Source organism: Janthinobacterium sp. 64 (genome assembly GCF_002813325.1).
In the GTDB taxonomy this organism is placed as follows: domain Bacteria; phylum Pseudomonadota; class Gammaproteobacteria; order Burkholderiales; family Burkholderiaceae_D; genus Janthinobacterium.
Genome location: NZ_PHUG01000001.1, coordinates 1,320,274 through 1,341,161, shown reverse-complemented (window position 1 = coordinate 1,341,161; position 20,888 = coordinate 1,320,274). Strand labels below are relative to the sequence as shown.

Below are 20,888 nucleotides of genomic sequence, written 5' to 3'. Positions count from 1 at the left end.
TTGCAATATAGCAAACTTGTGCCATCGTGCGCGCACCGCCAGGCGCCGACTCAGCTCAAGACGTTCAGCAAGCCATCGAGTCCCACGAAGTTCAGCGCCACGTCGGCTTGCGAGCGCACCACGGGCTTGGCGCGGAAGGCCACGGACAGACCGGCGATGCCCATCATCTTCAAATCGTTGGCGCCGTCGCCCATGACGATGGTTTCAGACGGCGAAATGCCCATCTCCTTGCACACGCGCTCCACCGTGCGCTGCTTTTCCTCGGCGTCGACGATGCCCCCTAACACCTTGCCCGTGAGCTTGCCGTCGACGATTTCCAGTTCATTGGCGTGCGTGTAATCGAGGCCCAGGCGTTCCTTCAGGCGTTCCGTAAAGAACGTAAAGCCGCCCGACACCAGCAGCGTTTTCAGGCCGGCCTTTTGCACGGCCGCCAGCATGGTTTCCGCGCCCGGCGACAGTTTCAAGCGTTCGTCGTAGACGCGCTGCAGGGCCGATGCGTCCAGGCCTTCGAGCAAAGCCACGCGCTGTTTCAGGCTGGCCGCGAAATCGAGTTCGCCGCGCATGGCCGCTTCCGTGATGGCCGCCACTTGCGGTTTCAAGCCCTGCATGTCGGCGATTTCATCGATGCACTCGATGGTGATCAGGGTCGAATCCATGTCCATCGCCACGAGCTTGAATTCACGCAGTTCGCGCTGGCCCATCATGTAGGTGGCGTCCAGCTGCGCCGCCTGGGCCGCCACTTCGATGGTGGGGCGCAGCGCGGGCGAGTAGGCGATCTGCTCGCAGCGCACGGCGTTTGGCCCCAGGCGCGTGATGGAGGTAGGCGCGGCCAGCGCGGCGATGCGTTCGAGGCGGGCGCTGGCGCCGTCCAGGCCCTGCAGGATCAGGTTCATGGTGATGGAAGTCGTGTTGGTCATGGGGCAGCTCTGCGTAAATGGTATGAAGGGTCTACACCGTCAATTGCTTGATGGTGGTCTTGATTTGCGTCACGCGCGCGGCCAGGTCGGGCATGGCGGCCGTGATTTTCAGCTTGTCCTGGCCATGCAGCTTGATATGGCGGTTCTTCTGGATCAGGTCGATGATGCGCATCGGGTCGATGGGGGGCTTGGCCATGAATTGCAGGGTGGCCGCCTCGCCATGCACGTCGATCTTGACGATGCCCACGGTTTTCGCGGCGATGCGCAAGCGGTGCGTTTCGACCAGGGCCTTGACGGCGTCGGGCAGCTTGCCGAAGCGGTCGATCAGCTCTTCCTGGATATCGTCGATCTTGTCCTGCGTGGCGCAGTTGGCCAGGCGCTTGTAGATCGACAGGCGCTCGTGCACATCGCCGCAGAAATCCGCCGGCAGCAGGGCCGGCACGTGCAGGTTGATTTCCGTTGTCGAGGCCAGCGGCGCGGCCAGGTCCGGCTCCTTGCCGGCCTTCAGCGAGCGCACCGCTTCGTTGAGCATGTCCGAATACAGCTGGAAACCGATTTCCGTCATCTCGCCCGACTGGCTCTCGCCCAGCACCTCGCCGGCGCCGCGGATTTCCAGGTCGTGCATGGCCAGGTAAAAGCCGCTGCCCAGTTCTTCCATCTGCTGGATGGCGTCCAGGCGGCGTTGCGCCAGTTTGGTCAGGCCCTGCACGTCGTGCACCAGCAGATAGGCGTAAGCCTGGTGATGCGAACGGCCCACGCGGCCGCGCAACTGGTGCAGCTGCGCCAGGCCGAACTTGTCGGCGCGGTGCATGATGATGGTGTTCGCCGTCGGCACGTCGATACCCGTTTCAATGATCGTCGTGCACAGCAGGATGTTGAAGCGCTGGGCGACGAAGTCGCGCATGACCTTTTCCAGGTCGCGCTCATGCATCTGGCCGTGCGCCACGGCGATGCGCGCCTCGGGCAGCAGTTCCGTCAGCATGGCCAGGCGGTTCTGGATGGTTTCCACCTCGTTGTGCAGGAAGTAGATCTGGCCACCGCGTTTGAGTTCGCGCAAGCACGCTTCGCGGATGATCGCTTCGCCTTCGCTGCGCACGAACGTCTTGATGGCCAGGCGCTTTTGCGGCGCCGTGGCGATGATGGAAAAATCGCGCAAGCCTTCCAGCGCCATGCCCAGGGTACGCGGGATCGGCGTGGCCGTCAGGGTCAGCACGTCCACTTCCGCGCGCAAGGCTTTCAAGGCTTCCTTCTGGCGCACGCCGAACCTGTGTTCCTCGTCGATGATGACCAGGCCCAGGCGGGTAAACTTGACGTCGTCGGACAGCAGCTTATGCGTGCCGATGACGATGTCGATGGTGCCGTCGGCCATGCCCTTGAATGCCTGCGTGATCTCCTTGCCGCTGCGGAAGCGCGACAATTCCGCGATGCGCACGGGCCAGTCGGCGAAGCGGTCGGCGAAGGTCTGCGCATGCTGCTCGGCCAGCAGGGTGGTGGGCGCCAGTATCGCCACCTGCTTGCCGCCCATCACGGCGATGAAGGCTGCGCGCAGCGCCACTTCCGTCTTGCCGAAGCCGACGTCGCCGCACACGAGGCGGTCCATCGGTTTACCGGAAGTCATGTCCTTGATGACGTTGTGGATGGCCTCGGCCTGGTCCGGCGTTTCGTCGAAGCCGAAGCTGTCGGCGAAGCGCTGGTAGTCGTGCGACGAGAATTCGAACGAATGGCCCTGGCGCAGCGCGCGGCGCGCATACAGGTTGAGCAGCTCGGCGGCCGTGTCGCGCACCTGTTCGGCCGCGCGTTTCTTCGCCTTTTCCCACTGGCCCGAGCCGAGCGAATGCAGCGGCGCGTCTTCCGGCGAAGCGCCCGAATAGCGCGAGATCACGTGCAGCTGCGACACGGGCACGTACAGTTTCGTGTCTTTCGCGTATTCGAGGTGCAGGAACTCCGTTTCGCCTACACCCAGGTCCATGCTGGTCAGACCCATGTAGCGCCCGATGCCGTGGTTGATGTGCACGACGGGGTCGCCGATTTTGAGCTCCGACAGGTCGCGCACCATCGACTCGACCTGCGTCACGCCTTCCTGCTTCTTGCTGCCGACCCGGCGGCCGGAACCGGCGTACAGCTCCGTTTCCGTGATGAAGGCCAGGTTGCCATCGGGCGTGAACAGCTCGAAGCCGGCGTGCAGCGGCGCCACGCCCAGCATCAGCTTGGCGCTTGATTGCAGAAAACCGTCGCTGCCCTCCACCGGCGCCAGCTGCAGATCGTACTCGGTGAAGTACTGCTGCAAGGTTTCGCGGCGGCCGTTCGATTCGGCGCAAATCATCACGCGGCGGCCCGATTGCAGCAGATAGCTGCGCAGGTTGGCCAGCGGGTCGTCGGCGCGGCGGTTGACGGCGATGTTCGGCACGGGCGCCGACAGTTCGGACGCCAGCGCATCGTTAGACTTCGCAATCGCCAGCCGTGCATACGGCTTGGCCAGGCCGAAGAACTGCTCGTCGGACAGGAACAGCGATTCGGGCGGCAGGATAGGCCGCTCGCGGTCCGCTTTCAAAAAACGGTAGCGCGACTGGGTATCGGTCCAGAAGCGCCCGATGGCAGCGTCGATCTCGCCCACCAGGGCCAGCGAGGCGTCGGGCGGCAGGTAGTCGAACAGGGTGGCCGTCTGCTCGAAGAACAGGGGCAGATAATATTCGATGCCGGCCGAGGCGATGCCGCTGCTGATGTCCTTGTAGACGACCGAGCGCGAAGGGTCGCCCTCGAACTGTTCGCGCCAGCGGTTGCGGAAGGTGGTGCGGGCCGCTTCGTCCATGGGGAATTCGCGGCCCGGCAGCAGCCGCACTTCATGCACGGGATACAGCGAGCGCTGGGTGTCGGCGTCAAACGTGCGGATGGTTTCGATGGTGTCGCCGAACAGGTCCAGGCGGTAGGGCAGGGCCGAGCCCATGGGGAACAGGTCGAGCAGGCCGCCGCGCACCGAGTATTCGCCGGGCGACATCACTTGCGACACATGGCTGTAGCCGGCCAGCGTCAGCTGCGACTTCAGCCGCGCCTCGTCGAGCTTTTCGCCCTTCTTGAAGAAGAAGGTATAGGCCGCCAGGAACGACGGCGGCGCCAGGCGCACCAGCGCCGTGGTGGCCGGCACGATCAGCACGTCGCACTGGCGCGTCTGGATTTCGTGCAGGGTGGCCAGGCGCTCGGAGACCAGGTCCTGGTGCGGCGAAAAGGCGTCGTAGGGCAGCGTTTCCCAGTCCGGCAGCAAATGGCAGCGCAGTTCCTTGCCGCCAAACCAAGGGATTTCATCGAGCAGGCGCTGGCCGTCGCTGGCCTGCGCCACCACCACGGCCAGCATCTGGCCCCGCGCTTTCAATTCCAGGGCGGCCAGCGCCAGGGCATAGGCGTCGGATGAACCATACAGGGCGGGCAGCGCATAGCGGTTGCCGGGCTTGGGGAGGGCTTTTGTTAAGTCTAAGGACATGCAGGCGATGACACTAGTGGCAGAGGCAGTTGAATGGGACAGCTGTGGTGCGCGCAGCGCCGCCAGTGACGGCGCTGACAGGCGAGATTATAGACCATCGCCCGCACGGATATTGGCAATGCCGAAGGGGACGTGCACCATGGGGATGGTCCCGCCCGCCGATTTGAGGTGGCTCAGCTGGTCGTCGAAGAAGATATGTGGCTTGAACACGGCCAGCACGCGCGACTTGTCCATGCCACCCAGGAAAAACGTCTCGTCGGCCGCCACGCCCCAGCTTTTCAGGGTCGTCACGACTCGCTCGTGCGAAGGCGCATTGCGCGCCGTGATGATGGCGATGCGCAGGATCTTTTTATAGCCGGGGTCGCGCCGCTGGGCTCTTTCCTCCAGACGCTGCATGGTGGCCAGCTTCTGGAACAGGCCGGCCAGCGGTCCCGGGCGGTGCGGCGTGCCCACGTTCAGGGTTTCATGCGCGTGGAATTCATCGACGTCGTTGTTGCGCTTGAACACGGTTTCCGCTTCGTCGTCGGCGATCACGCCGTCGAAATCGAAGGCCACGCGCAGTTCTTCGTCGTTCTCGTCGTCTTCCGTGCGCGACGGCAGCACCAGGCCGGCCGGATAGTTGCAGGCCAGCGCGCTGCGCACGTCGCCTTCATTCGCGCTGAGGAAGAGCGAGGCGTTGAAGGCGGGCAGGTAAGGGTAGGGCGACTTACCCGTCATGAAGGCGGCGCGCGAAATATCGAGGCCGTAGTGGGCGATCGAGTGCATCACGCGCAAGCCTGTCTCCGGCGAATTGCGCGAAAACAGCACCACTTCCACGGGCGACTGGCGCGGATAATGTTTGTTGATGTTCAGGAAGCGGCGGATGAAGGGAAAGGCCACGCCGCGCGGCAAGACCGTGTCGATATGCGTTTCCTGGTACTTGCGGTATTCTTCGGGGCCGTTGTCGAGGTAGACCTGGTGCGATTCAGCCAGGTCGAACAGGGCGCTGGAAGCGACCCCGATCACCAGTTTGTGTTCGATAGGATATGCCATGGTCTGCCTGTTGTTTGCTCGTTGCCCATCTTATACGACTATCAACTGCGCAGCCAATAGTGGCACGTGGCGATATTTTGCACCAAAGCAGGGCGTCAGGCCATTTTTTTTGTCCGTTGTGCAACACGCGCCACAGTAAAGAAATAAATCTTGTTTTGTATCAAGTATGTAGCAGCCAGCGCGCGTAATTTCCACTATGCTTCCTCTTATGAATTCTCGCCAATTGTAACGAAGCGTACGCCACAACCCCGCCACCTTTATACAAGTGTCAGCCGTTCTACCCGAACATGCCAGCCTCAACCTTGCCAGCAGCAGTTTTGACTAATAAAGGACCTAGCCATGTTTAAGAATTTACTGATCAAATGGAAATTGGCGACCCTCGTCGCCGTGATGATGGCGGCCCTGCTGGTAGTCGGCATCTGCGGTTACACGGGCATCGCCACCGTGGGCAACGCCGTCAACGAGATCGGCGTGGTGCGCCTGCCGTCGATCCAGGGCTTGATGATGATGAACGAGGGCCAGACGGCCGTCGCCGCCGCCACCCTGACGGCCGCCATCTATGAAAACAATTACCAGGCGCAAGACAAGTTCGCGGAAGCGCTGCAGCTGCGCACCAAGGCCTGGAGCAATATCGAGGCGGGCCGCAAGCTGTACGAGCCGCTGCCGCAAACGCCCGAGGAAGTCGTGCTGTGGAAGCGCTTCCTGGGGGAATGGGCCGGCTGGAAGGGCGATGACGACAAGGTGCGCGCCATCCTGCGCCAGCTGGCCGACAACCGCGACGAGTCGCGCCAGAAAGAGCTGTTCGTGGCCTTCTACAAACAGTACCAGGACTCGCGCGCGCTGTTCGGCAAGGCCGAAGGCACGCTCAACGAGATCATCAAGCTCAATAACGGCGTGGCCGACGCCAGCATCAAGGACGGCAGCGCGGCCGTGACCCGCTCGGAAAGCCTGATGGTCATCCTCGGCTTGCTGGCCTCCGCGCTGGGCATCGGCTGCGCCGCCTACATCACGCGCGCCATCACCCAGCCGATCAATTCGGCCGTGAAAGTGGCGCAAACGGTGGCTTCGGGCGACCTGACCAGCCAGATCGAGGTGCACACGACGGAAGAAACGGGCCAGCTGCTGCAGGCGCTGAAAGACATGAATTCCAGCCTGGTCAACATCGTCGGCCAGGTGCGCAGCGGCACGGAAACGATCGCCACGGCGTCGTCGGAAATTGCCAGCGGCAACCTGGACCTGTCCTCGCGCACGGAAGAGCAGGCCAGTTCGCTGGAAGAGACGGCATCGTCGATGGAAGAACTGACGTCCACCGTGCGGCAGAACGCCGACAATGCCCAGCAGGCCAACCAGCTGGCGCGCAGTGCTTCCGGCGTCGCCGTCAAGGGCGGTGAGGTGGTGGGCAAGGTGGTCGAGACCATGGACGCCATCAACGACTCGTCGCGCAAGATCGTCGACATCATTTCCGTCATCGACGGCATCGCCTTCCAGACGAATATCCTGGCCCTGAATGCAGCCGTCGAAGCGGCGCGCGCGGGCGAGCAGGGACGCGGCTTTGCCGTGGTGGCCACCGAGGTGCGCAACCTGGCGCAACGCTCGGCGGCGGCGGCCAAGGAAATCAAGACCCTGATCGGCGACTCCGTGGAAGCCGTGGACGCAGGCAGCAAGCTGGTGGCCGAGGCGGGCAGTACGATGGCCGAAATCGTCTCCAGCGTGCAGCGCGTGACGGACATCATGGCGGAAATCAGCCTGGCCACGCAGGAGCAAAGCTCGGGCATCGACCAGATCAACCAGGCCATCGGCCAGATGGATCAGGTGACGCAGCAAAATGCGGCCCTGGTGGAAGAGGCGGCCGCCGCGGCCGAATCGCTGCAGGAGCAATCGGGCCAGCTGGCCGGGGTGGTCAGCGTCTTCAAGCTCGCTGGCGCACAGGCGCCTGCCACGCAGACCAAAGCGGCCGCGCCGCGCCGCGCGGTGGCCAGCGCCGCGCCGAAGCATCCGGCACCGCGTCCTGCCGCGGGACGCCCGGCCCTGCACGCCGTACCGTCCTCGCGCCAGAGCGCGCCGCGCGACGACGAATGGGAAGTGTTCTGATGGCGTGACGGCGCCAGCCTGCGCTACCGGACGGCCGCCTTGCGCGGCCGTTTTCACATGCGTGCACTGCGGTTACTACTTACTAAAAAAACAGCGTTACAAAAATAGCTGTTTTGCCATCTAAGCAAATCTTTTCAAAACTTAACGCGACATTGCTTGTGAGATAACTCACACTGCCTGGCGTACCACCCTTGTTCCCGCCTCGGCCACATCCCGGCTGACCCCTTCGCCTGTTGCGTCCGGCCATACCTGGCAGGCGGCAGCCATTGCCGTCAGCCTTGCATGCGAGCCCGGCGCGATGACCGATGCACCACACTGAAGGATGCGAATAAAGATGGCAAATATGAAAATCGGCACACGCTTGCGCTGCGCCTTTGCATTGTTGACCCTGCTGCTGCTGGCAACTGCCCTGCTGGGCGTGCTGCGCTTGTCGAGCCTGGAACTGCGCATGCGCGACGTGATCGATGACAAATATCCGAAAACCGTGCTGGCCAACGACATCATCAAGAATGTCAACATCATCGCGCGCTCCTCGCGCAACCTGCTCCTGATGACGGAGCCGCAGCAACTGGCGCAGGAACGCGCCACCATCGCCCGCGCGGGCGCCGAAACGGAAAAGGGCCTGGCGCAGCTGGACAAGGTGGTGCTGTCGCCGCAGGGCCGCCAGCAGATGGCGGCCGTGACGCAGGCGCGCGCCACCTTCAACGCCGGGCGCGACAAGGTGCTGGCCCTGCTGGAAGAAGGGGCGCGCGACGAAGCGACGAATTTGCTGCTCGGCACCGTGCGCGGCGACCAGCTGCGCTACATGGCGGCGCTGGAAAGCCTGATCACGCACCAGCATGAGCTGATGGAGCAGGCCGGTGCCCAAGTGCGCGCGGAACACGCCACGGCGCGCAACATGCTGCTGGCGCTGAGCGCGCTGGCTGTGCTCTTTTCGCTCGTCACGGCCTGGCTGGTCACGCGCAGCATCGTCAAGCCCCTGCAATATGCCTTGGGCGTGGCGCAGAGCGTGGCCGCCGGCGACCTGACATCGACCTTCGGTCGCCATGGTGGCGATGAAACGGGCAAGCTGCTCGACGCACTGTGCATCATGAACGGCAACCTGCTCGAGATCGTGCAGCAGGTGCGCAGCGGAACGGACACCATCGCCACGGCGTCGTCGCAGATCGCGGCCGGCAATATCGACCTGTCGTCGCGCACCGAAGAGCAGGCCAGCTCGCTGGAACAGACGGCGTCGGCGATGGAGGAACTGAGCTCCACCGTGCAGCAGAACGCGGACAATGCGCGCCATGCCAGCGTGCTGGCCGTCGAGGCGGCGAACATCGCCGGCGCCGGCGGGCAGGCCGTGGGCCAGGTGATCCATACGATGGATGCCATCAGTGCGTCGTCGGCGCAGATTGCCGACATCATCGGCGTGATCGACATGCTGGCCTTCCAGACGAATATCCTGGCCCTGAACGCGGCCGTGGAAGCGGCGCGCGCGGGCGAGCAGGGGCGCGGCTTTGCCGTCGTGGCAACGGAAGTGCGCAACCTGGCGCAGCGCAGCGCGGCGGCGGCGCGCGATATCCGCGCCCTGATCGCCAATTCTACCTTGCAGGTCGATGCGGGGACGGCATTGGTGGCGCAGGCCGGCGCCACCATGCAGGACGTGGTGGCGGCCGTGGGGCGCGTGAGCCAGATGGTGGCCGACATCACGGCCGCCAGCGCCGAGCAAAGCACGGGCATCGGCCAGGTCAGCCAGGCGGTCGTGCAGATGGACGAAGTGACGCAGCAGAATGCCGCCCTGGTGGAAGAGGCGGCGGCCGCATCGCAATCGCTGGAAGGCGAGGCGGCAAGGCTGCTGCTGGTGGTCAGCGTGTTTCGCCTGCGCCAGGGGCCGGCGGTTCTGGCGGGCCGCACTGCGCCGGCCGTACCGCGCCTGCTGGCCTAGTGGCGCGCCTGGCAAGGTTCTGGCACGGCGCGCTGGCGCGGCTGTGCCGGGCGCCGGCGCGCAGCCGCGAGTTGCAGAGGCGCCTGGCCAGCGCCATCGACGACGGCGAATTCTGCTTTCACTACCAGGGCAAGTTCGATACGGCGCAATTGCGCCTGGTCGGACTGGAAGCGCTGCTGCGCTGGAACCATCCGCGCCACGGCCTGGTCTATCCGAACGAATTCATCGGCCTGGCCGAGCAGACTGGCGCCATCGCCGCGCTGGGCAACTGGGGCATCGGTGCGGCTTGCCGCCAGTTGGCGCAGTGGCGCGCGGCGGGCCTGCCTGTGGTGCCGGTCGCGGTGAATATCTCGGCGCGCCAGCTGTGCCAGCCGCAGTTGCCCGATTTTGTGCTGGGCTGCCTGCGGCGCCACGCCATTCCCGCCGGCCTGCTGGAGCTGGAAGTGACGGAAAGCTGCTGCATCGACGACATGGCGCAGGCGGCGCAGGGATTGCGCCAGCTGCGCGCGCTGGGCCTGGCCATTTCACTCGACGATTACGGCACCGGCCATTCGGGCTTGAGCCATGTCAGGTTGCTGCCGATTCACACCATCAAGATCGACCGCTCCTTCATCCATGATCTGGGCAGCAGTGGCCGCGCAGATTGTGACACTGTCATCGTCGCCTCGACGCTTGCCATGGCGCGCGGCCTGGGCTTGCAAGCGTTGGCCGAGGGTGTGGAAAACGGGGAACAGCTGACGCATCTGCGGCGGCTCGGCTGCCCGCAGGTGCAGGGTTTTTATCTGCACCGCCCGGCGCCCGCAGCCGAGGTGGCCGCGCTGCTGGCCGCCGGCCTTGTAACAGTGCCGCAACATGGCGCCATGCGGCATGGCGCGGATGCTCAGTAAAATAGGTCCTCTGCAAGCCGCGTGCTTTAACACCTACTCCCCCACGCAAGAATGATAAACAGTCCCGTCCCGGCCTATGTCTTTGGCCCGTTTCGCCTTTTGCCGCTGGAGCGGGTGCTGTTCGAGGGCGACCGCGCGCTGCGCCTGGGCAGCAGGGCCATGGACTTGCTGCTGGCCCTGCTGGAGCGCGCCGGCGACATCGTCGACAAGCATGAACTGGTGACCATCGTCTGGCCCCACGCCGTGGTCGATGACGCGACCTTGCGCGTGCACCTGGCGGCGCTGCGCAAGGCGCTCGGCGATGGCCGCGATGGCCAGCGCTACATCACCACCATTCCCGGGCGCGGCTACGGCTTCCTGGCGCCGCTGGCGCACACGGGCCGGCCGGCGCCCGGTATGGCGGGCGTGGAGCCGCGGCATAACCTGCCCGTCATGCTGACGCGCATGCTGGGCCGCGCCGAGACGCTGCAAACGATGGCCAACCAGCTGCTGCAATTGCGCCTGCTGTGCATTGCCGGTCCGGGCGGCATCGGCAAGACCACCCTGGCCGTCGTCCTGGCCACGCGCGTACTGCGCCGCTATGCCGATGGCGTGTGTTTCGTCGACCTGGCGCCGCTGGACGAGGGCAGCCTGGTGCCGCTGGCGCTGGCCACGGCGCTGGGCGTGGCGGTGCCGGCCGGCGACGCCATGCCGGTCCTGCTGGCCTACCTGCGCCCGCGCCACATGCTGATCGTGCTCGATAACTGCGAACACGTGATCGGCGCTGCCGCCACGCTGGCCGATGCCTTGCTCAAGGGCGCACCACTGCTGCATGTGCTGGCCACCAGCCGCGAGCCGCTGCGCCTCACCAGCGAGCAGCTGCTGCGCCTGCCCGCGCTGGAATTGCCGCCGGCCGATGCCGTGCCCGATGCGGCGGCGGCGCGGCACTACGCTGCGGTGCAGCTGTTTTGCGAACGCTGCGCGGCCGTCGACGAGGCATTCGTGCTGGCCGACGCCGACGTGCCCGTGGTGGTCGATATCTGCCGGCGCCTCGATGGCATCCCGCTGGCGCTGGAGCTGGCGGCCGGGCGCATCGGCCATTTCGGCCTGCACGAATTGCGCCGCCAGCTCGACGACCGCTTTCGCCTGCTCACGCGCGGCGCGCGCAACATGCCGTTGCGCCACCAGACCCTGCGCGCCACCCTGGACTGGAGCTACGGCTTGCTCGATGCGCAAGAGCGCCAGGTACTGCAGGCGCTGAGCGTGTTCAAAAGCCGTTTTCGCCTCGAGTCGGCCAGCGCCGTGGCGGGCTGCGACGTGTTCGATACGCTGGCCGACCTGGCGGCCAAGTCCCTCGTCAGCATCGAGTTTTGCCGCCAGCACGTGTATTACCGTCTGCTCGACACCACGCGCGCTTACGGCGCGGCGCAGCTGTCGGCAAGCGGTGGCGCCGGCGCCGTGCTGCTGCGCCATGCGCGCCATTGCCTGGGCCTGGCGGGACGCATCGCCGCCGATTGGGAAAGCATGGCGCCGGCGCACTGGAGCGCGCGCTACGGCCGCCATGTCGATGACCTGCGCGCCGCCATCGACTGGGCTTTCGGCGAGGACGGCGACGTGGCGCTGGGCGTGGCCCTGACCCTGGCCGCGCAAACCCTGTTCTATCAGTTGTCGCTGATGGATGAGTATCGCGTGCGCGTCGGGCGAGCGCTCGCATGCATGGAGAAGCATGCACTGGAGGACCCCGACAGCGAGATGCGGCTGCACGCCTCGCTGGCGCACCTGCTGCTGCATACGCAGGGCGTCACTGGCACCATGCTGCGTTCGTTCCAGCGCGGCTATGCGCTGGCCATGCGCACGGACGACGCCAGCCGCCGCTGTGAGGCGATTTGCGGCATGTGGGTTTGCAGCCTGAAGCTGGCCGATTTCCTGGGCGCCGACGATTACGTGGAGCAGCTGGCCGTCCTGTGCGCAGCGCGCGATGACACGGCGATGCGGCTGGTACTGGCGCGCATGCGCTCGGCTGGCGAGTTTCTGCGCGGGCGGTACGCGCAGTCGGCGGCGCTGGCGCGCATGGTGCTCGCCCATCCCGAGGGCGCGCTGCAGCTTGGTTTCAACAATGCCTTGCTGGCCGACCACCAGGTGTGCCTGCGCGGCACGCTGGCGCGCTGCCTGTGGGTACAGGGCCGTCCCGACGACGCGCTGGCCCTGGTGCGCGAGGCGGTGGCGGTGGGCTTCGAACACAATGGCGTCACGCTGTGCGTGGCGCTGGCCATCAATGCCATTCCCGTCGCCCTGTGGTGCGGGCAGCGGGAACTGGCGTATGCCTGGACTTGTCTGCTGTGCGAGCATGCGGCCCGTTATGGCCTGCTGTACTGGAGCGCCTGGGGCGCCGCCTACCAGCGTCTGCTCGATGCGGGCGAGGCGCTGACGGTGTTCCCCTGGCCTTCGGTGCGCAGCTGGCCGATACAGATCGATTTGATGGCCACCTTGCACGACGCGGCCGCCGATAGCCATGCGCTGCGGCGCGCGCGCACGGGTCAGGCGCCGTGGAGCGCGCCGGAAGTGCTGCGCCGCGACGCGCATCACCGCTGGCGCGCGCTGGCACCAAGCGATGCGGCCGGCCTGGAAGTGGTAAGGGGGCAGCTGGAAGAGGCGCTGCTGCTGGCCAGGGGCCAGCAGGCGCCCGGCTGGGAGCTGCGCTGCGCCACCAGCCTGGCAGCCGTGCTGCAGGCGCAAGGCTGCCGCGCCGCCGCGCACGCCGTGCTGGCCCCCGTCCATGCCGGCTACGCGCAGGGGTACGACACGACGGACGTGATGGCGGCGGCGGCTTTGCTGGCGCAGCTGGCTTGAGCGTTATTCGTAGGCGCCCAGCCGGCGCTGTTCCTCCGGCGTGAAACTGGCGTCGCGCAACTGCTGCAGCGCTGCCGCATCCTGCGCGCCGCCGGGCAGGGCGGCTTTCTGTGCTTTGAGCGCTTGATAGGCGATGATGCGCTGCTGCCACTGCGATTCCTCGCGGTCCAGTTCCGCCAGGCGCGCCGCCGCCGCCGGCGTGAAGGTGCTGGCGCGCAGGCGGTAGACTTCATTCTCGCCACCGCCCTGGGCCCGCAGCGCCTTCACGGATTCATCCAGCTGCGCCACCCTGGCCGGTGCATCGCGCGCATCGCGCTGGGACGGCGACATTTTCTGATCGAGCGCGGCCAGTTGCGCCTGGCGCTGCGCCTCATCGAGCGACGCATCGCCGAGGATGGCCATGCGCGCCACGGCATCGTCGTCATACGCGTCGCTGGCGCCAAACAGGCCCGCGCTTTCTTCGGGCGTAAAATAATTGCCGCGCAGGGCGCGCATCGCTTGCAGGCGCGCGCGCGCGGCCAGGGCCGCATCGGTTTGTGCCGGCAAGGCTTGTTCCGCGCCGGCCAGCGCCTGCTTGTAGGCCAGGTACGCGCCCAGCAGGCGCTTCGCTTCGCGGGCGGGGACGGGCGCCAGGCGCTTGTCGAGTTCCGCCTCGATCTGGCTGCGGATGGCGGCCAGCGGCTTTTCGCCGAGGCCCGCCAGGTAGTAGTCGAACAGGTGGCCCAGTTCCGCGTCGACCACCAGCTTGTCGCCGGCGGCCACCGTCACGTTGCCGTCGGGCCGCGTGCCTTGCATCGAGCGCACGAACGCGAACAGGTCCGGCTCCGGCTTTTCCGGCGGCGGGGCGGGCGGTTCGCCCGGCCGCAGCACCAGGTACAGGGCCAGGGCCGCCAGGCTGGCGCCGAAGATCCATTTCGCGTGCATGCGCTTCTCCTTACAGTCCCAGGCCTTGCAGGCGGTTGGCTTGCTGGCGGTAGACGGTGACGGGGTTCGTCTCGAACAGGTTGACGATGCCGACGAATTGGTTGACTTCATCGAGGTGGTTCATGGCGTAGTCGTCGCGGATCACCTTGCCCAGGTGGCTGGAGCAGCTGCTGACCAGGCCATCGTTCTTGACGCCGCCAAACGCCAGGCTGATGGCGGCCAGCAGCGGGTCGCCCACGTCGAGCACATTCGTGTACGGTTGCGCGCCGCTCCACGAAAAGTAGTGCACGCCTTGCACCTGGTAGGCGCCTTCGCCGCAGGCCGAGGTGGGCACGCCTTGCGGATGGCGGCTGTTGAACGCCAGCGAGCCGGCCGTGGACAGCGACGCCAGCGAAGCGCCCGCGTTTTGCGGCAAGCCCTTGTTGCCCGACAAAATACCGATCAGCGAGGCGAGCGCATTGCCCAGCGCACCGCTGGTGTTGGGAATGGCGCCGCTGAGGATGTCGGCTACTTTCGAGCCCTTGTTGACGCCGGCCACGCTGGTGACGGACGCCACCAGGTCGGGGCGCACGGAGGCGACATAGCGTGCCGTGGGGCCGCCGTGGCTGTGGCCGATCAAATTGACCTTGGCCGCGCCGGTGGCAGCGAGGATTTGCCGCACCTGCGACAGCAGCTGCTCGCCGCGCACTTCCGTGCTGTTGGCGGCCGACACGGTGGTCACATACACTTGCGCGCCGCCGCTGCGCAGGGCGGCGGGCACGCCATAGAAATACTCGACGGGGCCGAGTTTGTCGAAGCCGAACAGGCCGTGCACCAGCACGATCGGGTACTTCGTTTGCGTGTAGCCGGCGGCGCTGGCGCTGCCGGGCAGGATGGCGAGGGAAAGCAGAAGCGTGGATAGCAGTTGCCAAAAGCGAGTCTTCATTTTGTCTCCGTTATTTGAATAATATGGAAATGTCGATGCTGTAGCGATGTGCCGTGCGCCCCTGCACATTCTTTCGATGCATTAAAAATAGCGAGCGCTCGGTTTTTCGAATGTAGCACTGCTGGATGTAAATTGCTGTGAATTGCATGATGCAGCGCAATAACTGTGGGAATTTGGCGTGGCTTACGCGCTCATTACATAGTTGAAAAGTCAAATAGTTGTTTTCCTGAGCTATAATCGGCCCGGCATCCGCCGTCCCGCCGTCTTGCAGCGCCGCTCAGGCGCTGTCTTACATTGCTCATACACCGTTACTTGGGAATGCACTTGTCGACCCATTTCAATTTTGAACAGTTTCAGCAGATGACGCCTTTAAATGGCGAAAACATCTGGGAATATATTCTCGACCGCCATGCGGAGCGCATCGGCGTCAAACGCCGCAAGCCGGCGCTGGAAAATCTTGAACGCATCTTCGTCGCCACCTTCCGCCTGGCCAATGACGTGGGCTTCCGCGCCATGAGCTTGCGCGACCTGTGCCGCGAGACGGGGCTGTCGATGGGCGGCCTGTATGGCTACATCACCAGCAAGGACCAACTGGCCGAAATGATCGAGGACGTGGTGCGCCACGCCACGCAAGCCTTGCCCCTGCTGTTTGTGGACGTGAAGTCGCCGCTGGACCGGCTGGAGGCGATGATACGCTCGTCGATCTACCTGTCCGAAGTGCTGCAGCCGTGGTTTTATTTTGTCTTCATGGATTCGCGCGTGCTGCAGGTGGAGCAGCGCAGCATGGCGAAGAATTCGGAACTGTACGTGCAGACCCTGATCGCCGCCACGATTGCCGAAATCGAACCGAAGCCGCAGGGCGATCCTACCTTGCTGTCCGCTCACTGCCTGGCCCTGTTCCAGGACTGGTACGTGAAGCGCTGGAAGTACCGCGCGGCGAAGGTCAATGTCGACGATTTCGCCGATAGCGTCGTCAGTACGGTGCGCGGGTATTTGAGTATGGTCAAAGCGGCGTAAAAACGCCGCCAACGGCGGCTTGTCGGGTTACGCCGTTCCGGCTAACCCGACCTACGGGTTCATCAGTTCGTGGTTTCCACCGGCACCGTCTCCGGCACGGCCGCCGGGTCCGTTGGCGTCTCCACGTCCATATCCAGGGTCTTGACCCCGTTCATGTCGATGAATTCATCGTACAGCCACTCGCCGTCGACCTGGCTCAGTCCCGCCGGCACGGCGCGCGTGATTTGCGGGCGCGTCGACAGGGCCGTGCGCATGTAGTCGATCCAGATCGGCATGGCCAGCGTAGCGCCGAATTCGCGTCCGCCCAGCGATTTGGGTTCGTCGTAGCCCATCCACGCCACCGCCACGATGCCGCCGCTGTAGCCGGCGAACCAGCCGTCGACGGCGTCGCTGGTGGTGCCCGTCTTGCCGGCGATGTCGCTGCGTCCCAGTTTTTTCGTCGCCGCCGCGCCCGTGCCGGTGCGGGCCACTTCGCGCAGCATGCTGTCCATCACGAAGGCGTTGCGCGGGTCCAGCGCCAGGGTCTTGTCGTCGTTCGGCGCGGGCGGCCTGGTCTGCATCAGGATGGTACCCCTGGCGTCGACGATGCGGTCGATCAGGTACGGCTCCACCTGGTGGCCGCCGTTGGCGAACAGGGCGTAGGCGCCCGCCATCTGCACGGGCGTGACGGAACCCGTGCCCAGCGCCATGGTGAGGTTGTTCGGCTGGCGGGCCGGATCAAAGCCGAATTTTTCCATGAAGTCGTGCGTGTATGACACGCCCAGCGCGCGCAGGATGCGCACCGAAGCCACGTTCTTCGATTGCGCCAGCGCGTAGCGCATGGTGATGGGGCCGTCGAACTTGAAGTCGTCATTCTGCGGCGCCCACACCTTGCCGCCCGCCTGCATTTCCAGGGGCACGTCGTTGATCAGGGTGGCCGGCGAAAAGCCTTTTTCCAGCGCTGCCGAATACACGAAGGGCTTCATGGCCGAACCGGGCTGGCGCCAAGCCTGCGTGACGTGGTTGAACTTTTGCAGGTTGTAATCGAAGCCGCCCACCATGGCGTGGTAGGCGCCCGTGTCCGCGTCGAGCGAGACGAAGGCGGCGGCCACCAGCGGCACTTGCGTGATGGCCCAGTTGCCCTTGCCATCCTGGCTGATGCGGATCACGGCGCCCGGACGCAGCTTGATGCCGGCGCTGGCCTTGGCGGACAGCGCAGGGGCGGCAAAGCGCAAGCCCTCACCCGTGATGGCCTTGGCGTCGCCGTCGCCTGTGTCGGCCACCACCTTGCCGCTGGCAACGTCCGTGACGACGGCGGCGATCAGGCCGTCGCTGTCCGGGCGTTTTTGCAGCGCGGCGTCGATGGCGTCGTCGCGCTGTTCCGGGTCTTGCGGCATGTCGATGAAGGTTTCCGGGCCGCGGTAGCCGTGGCGCTGGTCGTAGGCGATGACGTTGCGGCGCGTCGAGGCGTAGGCCGCGTCCTGGTCGGCTTTCAGGATCGTCGTGTAGACGCTGATGCCCTTGGTGTAGCTGTCTTCCTTGAACTGCGCAAACACGGCCTGGCGCGCCAGTTCGGCCACGTATTCGGCGTGCGTGTCGAAACCCTGCTTGCCGCGGGTATTGAAACGCAGCGGCTGCGCCAGCGCTTGCCGGTACTGGCCTTCGCTGATGTAATCGAGTTCGCGCATGCGTTTCAGCACCAGCTGCTGGCGCGCGTGCGCCTTCTTCGGATTGCTGATCGGGTTGTGGCGCGAGGGGTTTTGCGGCAAGCCGGCCAGCATGGCCATTTCCGCGATCGACAGTTCCGACAACGGCTTGCCGAAGTACGTCTGCGCCGCGCTGCCGAAGCCGAACGAGCGCTGGCCCAGGTACATCTGGTTCATGTACAGCTCGAGAATCTGCTCTTTCGACAGGGCCGATTCGATTTTCAGGGCCAGCATGATTTCATTGAGCTTGCGCGAGGCGACTTTTTCGCGCGTCAGGAAGAAATTGCGCGCCACCTGCATGGTGATGGTGGAGCCGCCGCCATGGCCGAAACCGTGGCGCAGGTTCGACAGCACGGCGCCGCCGGCGCGCACGAAGTCGATGCCGTGGTGTTCGTAGAAGCGGCCATCCTCGATGGCCAGCAAGGCCTTTTTCATCATTTCCGGCACTTGCGCGATCGGCACGAAGTCGCGGTGCTCCTCGCCGAATTCGCCGATCAGCACATTGTCGGCCGTGTACACGCGCAGCGGGATCTTTGGCTGGTAGTCCGTGATGACGTCCAGCTCGGGCAGGCGCGGGCGCACGTACAGGAACAGATAAGCGGCCAGCAGCACGGCGGCGGTCAGCGCGGCGCAGCCGGCGATGATGATGGCGCGCACGGTGGCGCGGCGGGAAGGCCAGGGAAATCCGGATCGTTTGGCAGTCAAGGCAGTCTCACGTGAGCGTGCAGGGCACGGTGGCAGCGATTATAGACCAATGCGCCAGCGCCTCCCGTGCGGGCGGGGCGGCGTCATGGATCTCAAAAAACCTTTTCATCGAAACGCGGCTGTGCGATAGTCTCGGCTTCAATCAAATAGCCCGGGCGTCAATCCGGGCTGTTTATTTTTAAAAATTAAGGAAATATCCATGGCAAAAGATGCAATACCGAGCGTCGTGAAGCCGTACATCCCGGCCGATGCGAAGCTGCCCGAGATGACCTTCCGCGCGCTGTTCATGGGCGTCATCCTGGGGATGGTCTTTGGCGCCTCCTCGCTGTACCTGGTGCTGAAAGTCGGCCTGACCGTCAGTGCCTCGATCCCCGTCGCCGTGATCGCCATCACCCTGTTCGGCCTGGCCAAGAAGGTCGGCGGCAAGGATTCGTCGATCCTGGAAAACAGCATCACGCAGACGGCCGGTTCGGCCGGCGAATCGCTGGCCTTCGGCCTGGGCGTGACGATGCCCGCCATTTTGATCCTCGGCTTCGACCTGGAAATCTCGCGTGTCATGCTGGTCGGTATCCTCGGCGGCCTGCTGGGCATTTTGATGATGATCCCCATGCGCCGCACCATGATCGTCGATCAGCACAAGGAACTCAAATTCCCCGAAGGCACGGCGTGCGCCGAAGTGCTCAAGGCGGCCGCCACGGAAGAATCGCGTATCGCCGCCGGTGAAAGCATCGAGAAAGACTCGGCTGCCGCACTGGACGCCAAGCGCCGCGCGAAGATCATCTTCGGCGGTTTCGCCGTCGGCTTGCTGTATAAAGTCTTCAATATCTCGTTCAAGGGCTGGAGAGACACGCCGGGCGTGGAATTTGCCGCGCCGCTCAAGGGCGGCTCCATCGGCGCCGAGATCTCGCCTGAATTGCTGGGCGTGGGCTACATCATCGGCCCGCGCATCGCCGCCACCATGGCGGCCGGCGGCGTGCTGTCGTATTTGCTGCTGATCCCGATGATCAAGTTCTTCGGCGACAGCCTGACCACCGTGCTCTCGCCGGGCACCAAATTGATCAGCGAAATGGGCGCCGACGACGTGCGCAGCGCCTACGTGCTGTACATCGGCGCGGGCGCCGTGGCCGCCGGCGGCCTGATTTCGCTGGTGCGCGCCATGCCCATGATCTGGCGCAGCCTGTCGGCCGGCCTGAAAGGCATCGGCAAGGGCGTCAAGAACACTTCCACCTTGCGCACGGACCAGGATATCCCCCTGAAATGGGTCATCATCGGCTGTCTGTCCATCATCGCCGTGATCACCTTCGCCACGCCGCTGCACATGAACTTCCTCGGCGCGCTGCTGATCCTCGTCTTCGGCTTTTTGTTCGCCACCGTGTCGTCGCGCCTGACGGGTGAAATCGGCTCGTCGTCGAACCCGATCTCCGGCATGGCCGTGGCCACCTTGCTGTTTACCTGCCTGATCTTCCTGATCATGGGCTGGACGGGCGGACGTTATTATGTGACGGCCCTGTCGGTGGGCGCCATCGTGTGCATCGCCGCCAGCAATGCGGGCACCACGTCGCAGGATCTGAAAACCGGCTACCTGGTGGGCGCCACGCCACGGCTGCAGCAGTACGCGATTCTGGCCGGCGCGCTGTCGTCGGCGCTGATCCTGGGACCGATTCTGCTGAAACTGAACGAAGCGAGCACCGTCTACGTGCCGGCCGCGCAAGTGGCGCCTGGCCTGACGGTCGATGCGTCGAAGCTGACGGTGACGGGCGAGCTGCATGGCCCGCAAGCCGAGACCGACCACAATACGTATAAAGTCTGGCAAAAGACGGACACCGTGGGTGGCCCGGCCGGCAAGTACTTCGTCAAGGACGATGGCCAACTGGCCTACCTGGTCGATCCGGGCATCAATGGTCACTACAGCAAGCGTCCCGACGGTTCGGAAGTGAAGAAATACGATGCGCCGAAGGCCGTGCTGATGTCCTACATCATCAAGGGCATCCTCGACCAGCAGCTGCCGTGGACCCTGGTGCTGTTCGGCGTGATGATCGCCGTGGTGCTGGAAATGGCCGGCATCCCGTCGCTGGCGTTTTCCGTGGGCGTGTACCTGCCGCTGTCGTCGACCTTGCCGATCTTCGTCGGTGGCCTGGTGCGCTGGCTGGCGGACCGCCGCAACAACAAGCTGGAACACAACGCCAAACTGAACGAGGAAGAACGCCAGCTGGCGGGCGACCGCAGTTCGGGCGTGCTGCTGGCCTCCGGCTACATCGCCGGCGGCGCGCTGGCCGGCATCATCATTGCGATTACGGCCGGCGTGCTGACGCACTTCGACCAGATGATGGCCGACTGGGCCGAGCATGGCAATCCGTTCTACGCAGGCTTGCACTCGGACGCGCTGTCGCTGCTGCCGTATGCCGTCATCATCGTGTTGCTGTATGTCGTCGCAAGAGAGAAAAAGGCAAACAGCCCGCAGGCTTGATGTT

12 protein-coding genes are annotated in these 20,888 nt (G+C 64.9%); 6 read left to right on the top strand and 6 right to left on the bottom strand.

The window, feature by feature from the left end:
• Positions 1 to 50: 50 nt before the first annotated feature.
• The 3 genes from serB to CLU91_RS05855 form a co-directional block, all read right to left on the bottom strand.
• Positions 51 to 893, bottom strand: a complete 843-nt coding sequence (serB, locus tag CLU91_RS05865; RefSeq protein ID WP_100876597.1) for a phosphoserine phosphatase SerB — start codon at positions 891 to 893, stop codon at positions 51 to 53.
• Positions 894 to 948: 55 nt separating this feature from the next.
• Positions 949 to 4,392, bottom strand: a complete 3,444-nt coding sequence (gene mfd / locus CLU91_RS05860; protein ID WP_100873406.1) for a transcription-repair coupling factor — start codon at positions 4,390 to 4,392, stop codon at positions 949 to 951.
• Positions 4,393 to 4,479: 87 nt separating this feature from the next.
• A complete protein-coding gene (locus CLU91_RS05855) occupies positions 4,480 to 5,424 on the bottom strand; it encodes a 5'-nucleotidase (protein ID WP_100873405.1) in 945 nt (314 codons plus the stop codon).
• A gap of 339 nt (positions 5,425 to 5,763) precedes the next feature.
• Between CLU91_RS05855 and CLU91_RS05850 the strand changes: the two genes are divergently transcribed.
• The 4 genes from CLU91_RS05850 (at position 5,764) to CLU91_RS05835 (ending at position 13,161) form a co-directional block, all read left to right on the top strand.
• Positions 5,764 to 7,515, top strand: coding sequence for a methyl-accepting chemotaxis protein (locus CLU91_RS05850; RefSeq protein WP_100873404.1), 1,752 nt, complete (start codon positions 5,764 to 5,766; stop codon positions 7,513 to 7,515).
• 343 nt (positions 7,516 to 7,858) lie between these two features.
• Positions 7,859 to 9,445 carry a methyl-accepting chemotaxis protein gene (locus tag CLU91_RS28675; protein ID WP_269800624.1) on the top strand — a complete coding sequence of 529 codons (1,587 nt, stop codon included), beginning with the start codon at positions 7,859 to 7,861 and terminating at the stop codon, positions 9,443 to 9,445.
• Positions 9,445 to 10,332, top strand: coding sequence for a putative bifunctional diguanylate cyclase/phosphodiesterase (locus CLU91_RS05840; protein ID WP_100873403.1), 888 nt, complete (start codon positions 9,445 to 9,447; stop codon positions 10,330 to 10,332). The genes CLU91_RS28675 and CLU91_RS05840 overlap by 1 nt, the downstream gene beginning before the upstream one ends.
• A 51-nt stretch (positions 10,333 to 10,383) precedes the next feature.
• Entirely contained in the window at positions 10,384 to 13,161 is a 2,778-nt protein-coding gene (locus tag CLU91_RS05835; protein ID WP_100873402.1) for an ATP-binding protein, read from the top strand.
• A gap of 3 nt (positions 13,162 to 13,164) precedes the next feature.
• On the opposite strand, the gene CLU91_RS05830 is transcribed toward CLU91_RS05835, so the two are convergent.
• Together CLU91_RS05830 and CLU91_RS05825 are read right to left on the bottom strand one after the other, a co-directional pair.
• On the bottom strand, positions 13,165 to 14,085 hold the full coding sequence (locus CLU91_RS05830) for a lipase secretion chaperone (RefSeq protein ID WP_100873401.1): 921 nt from the start codon (positions 14,083 to 14,085) through the stop codon (positions 13,165 to 13,167).
• Between the two features lie 10 nt (positions 14,086 to 14,095).
• Entirely contained in the window at positions 14,096 to 15,010 is a 915-nt protein-coding gene (locus CLU91_RS05825) for a lipase family alpha/beta hydrolase (RefSeq protein ID WP_100873400.1), read from the bottom strand.
• Between the two features lie 360 nt (positions 15,011 to 15,370).
• On the opposite strand from CLU91_RS05825, the gene CLU91_RS05820 reads away from it, so the two are divergent.
• Positions 15,371 to 16,027: a TetR/AcrR family transcriptional regulator gene (locus tag CLU91_RS05820; protein ID WP_232730637.1), complete on the top strand. Its 657-nt coding sequence runs from the start codon at positions 15,371 to 15,373 to the stop codon at positions 16,025 to 16,027.
• A gap of 62 nt (positions 16,028 to 16,089) precedes the next feature.
• On the opposite strand, the gene CLU91_RS05815 is transcribed toward CLU91_RS05820, so the two are convergent.
• On the bottom strand, positions 16,090 to 18,417 hold the full coding sequence (locus tag CLU91_RS05815; protein WP_232730636.1) for a penicillin-binding protein 1A: 2,328 nt from the start codon (positions 18,415 to 18,417) through the stop codon (positions 16,090 to 16,092).
• Between the two features lie 199 nt (positions 18,418 to 18,616).
• On the opposite strand from CLU91_RS05815, the gene CLU91_RS05810 reads away from it, so the two are divergent.
• Positions 18,617 to 20,884 carry an OPT family oligopeptide transporter gene (locus CLU91_RS05810; protein ID WP_100873397.1) on the top strand — a complete coding sequence of 756 codons (2,268 nt, stop codon included), beginning with the start codon at positions 18,617 to 18,619 and terminating at the stop codon, positions 20,882 to 20,884.
• Positions 20,885 to 20,888: the final 4 nt, after the last annotated feature.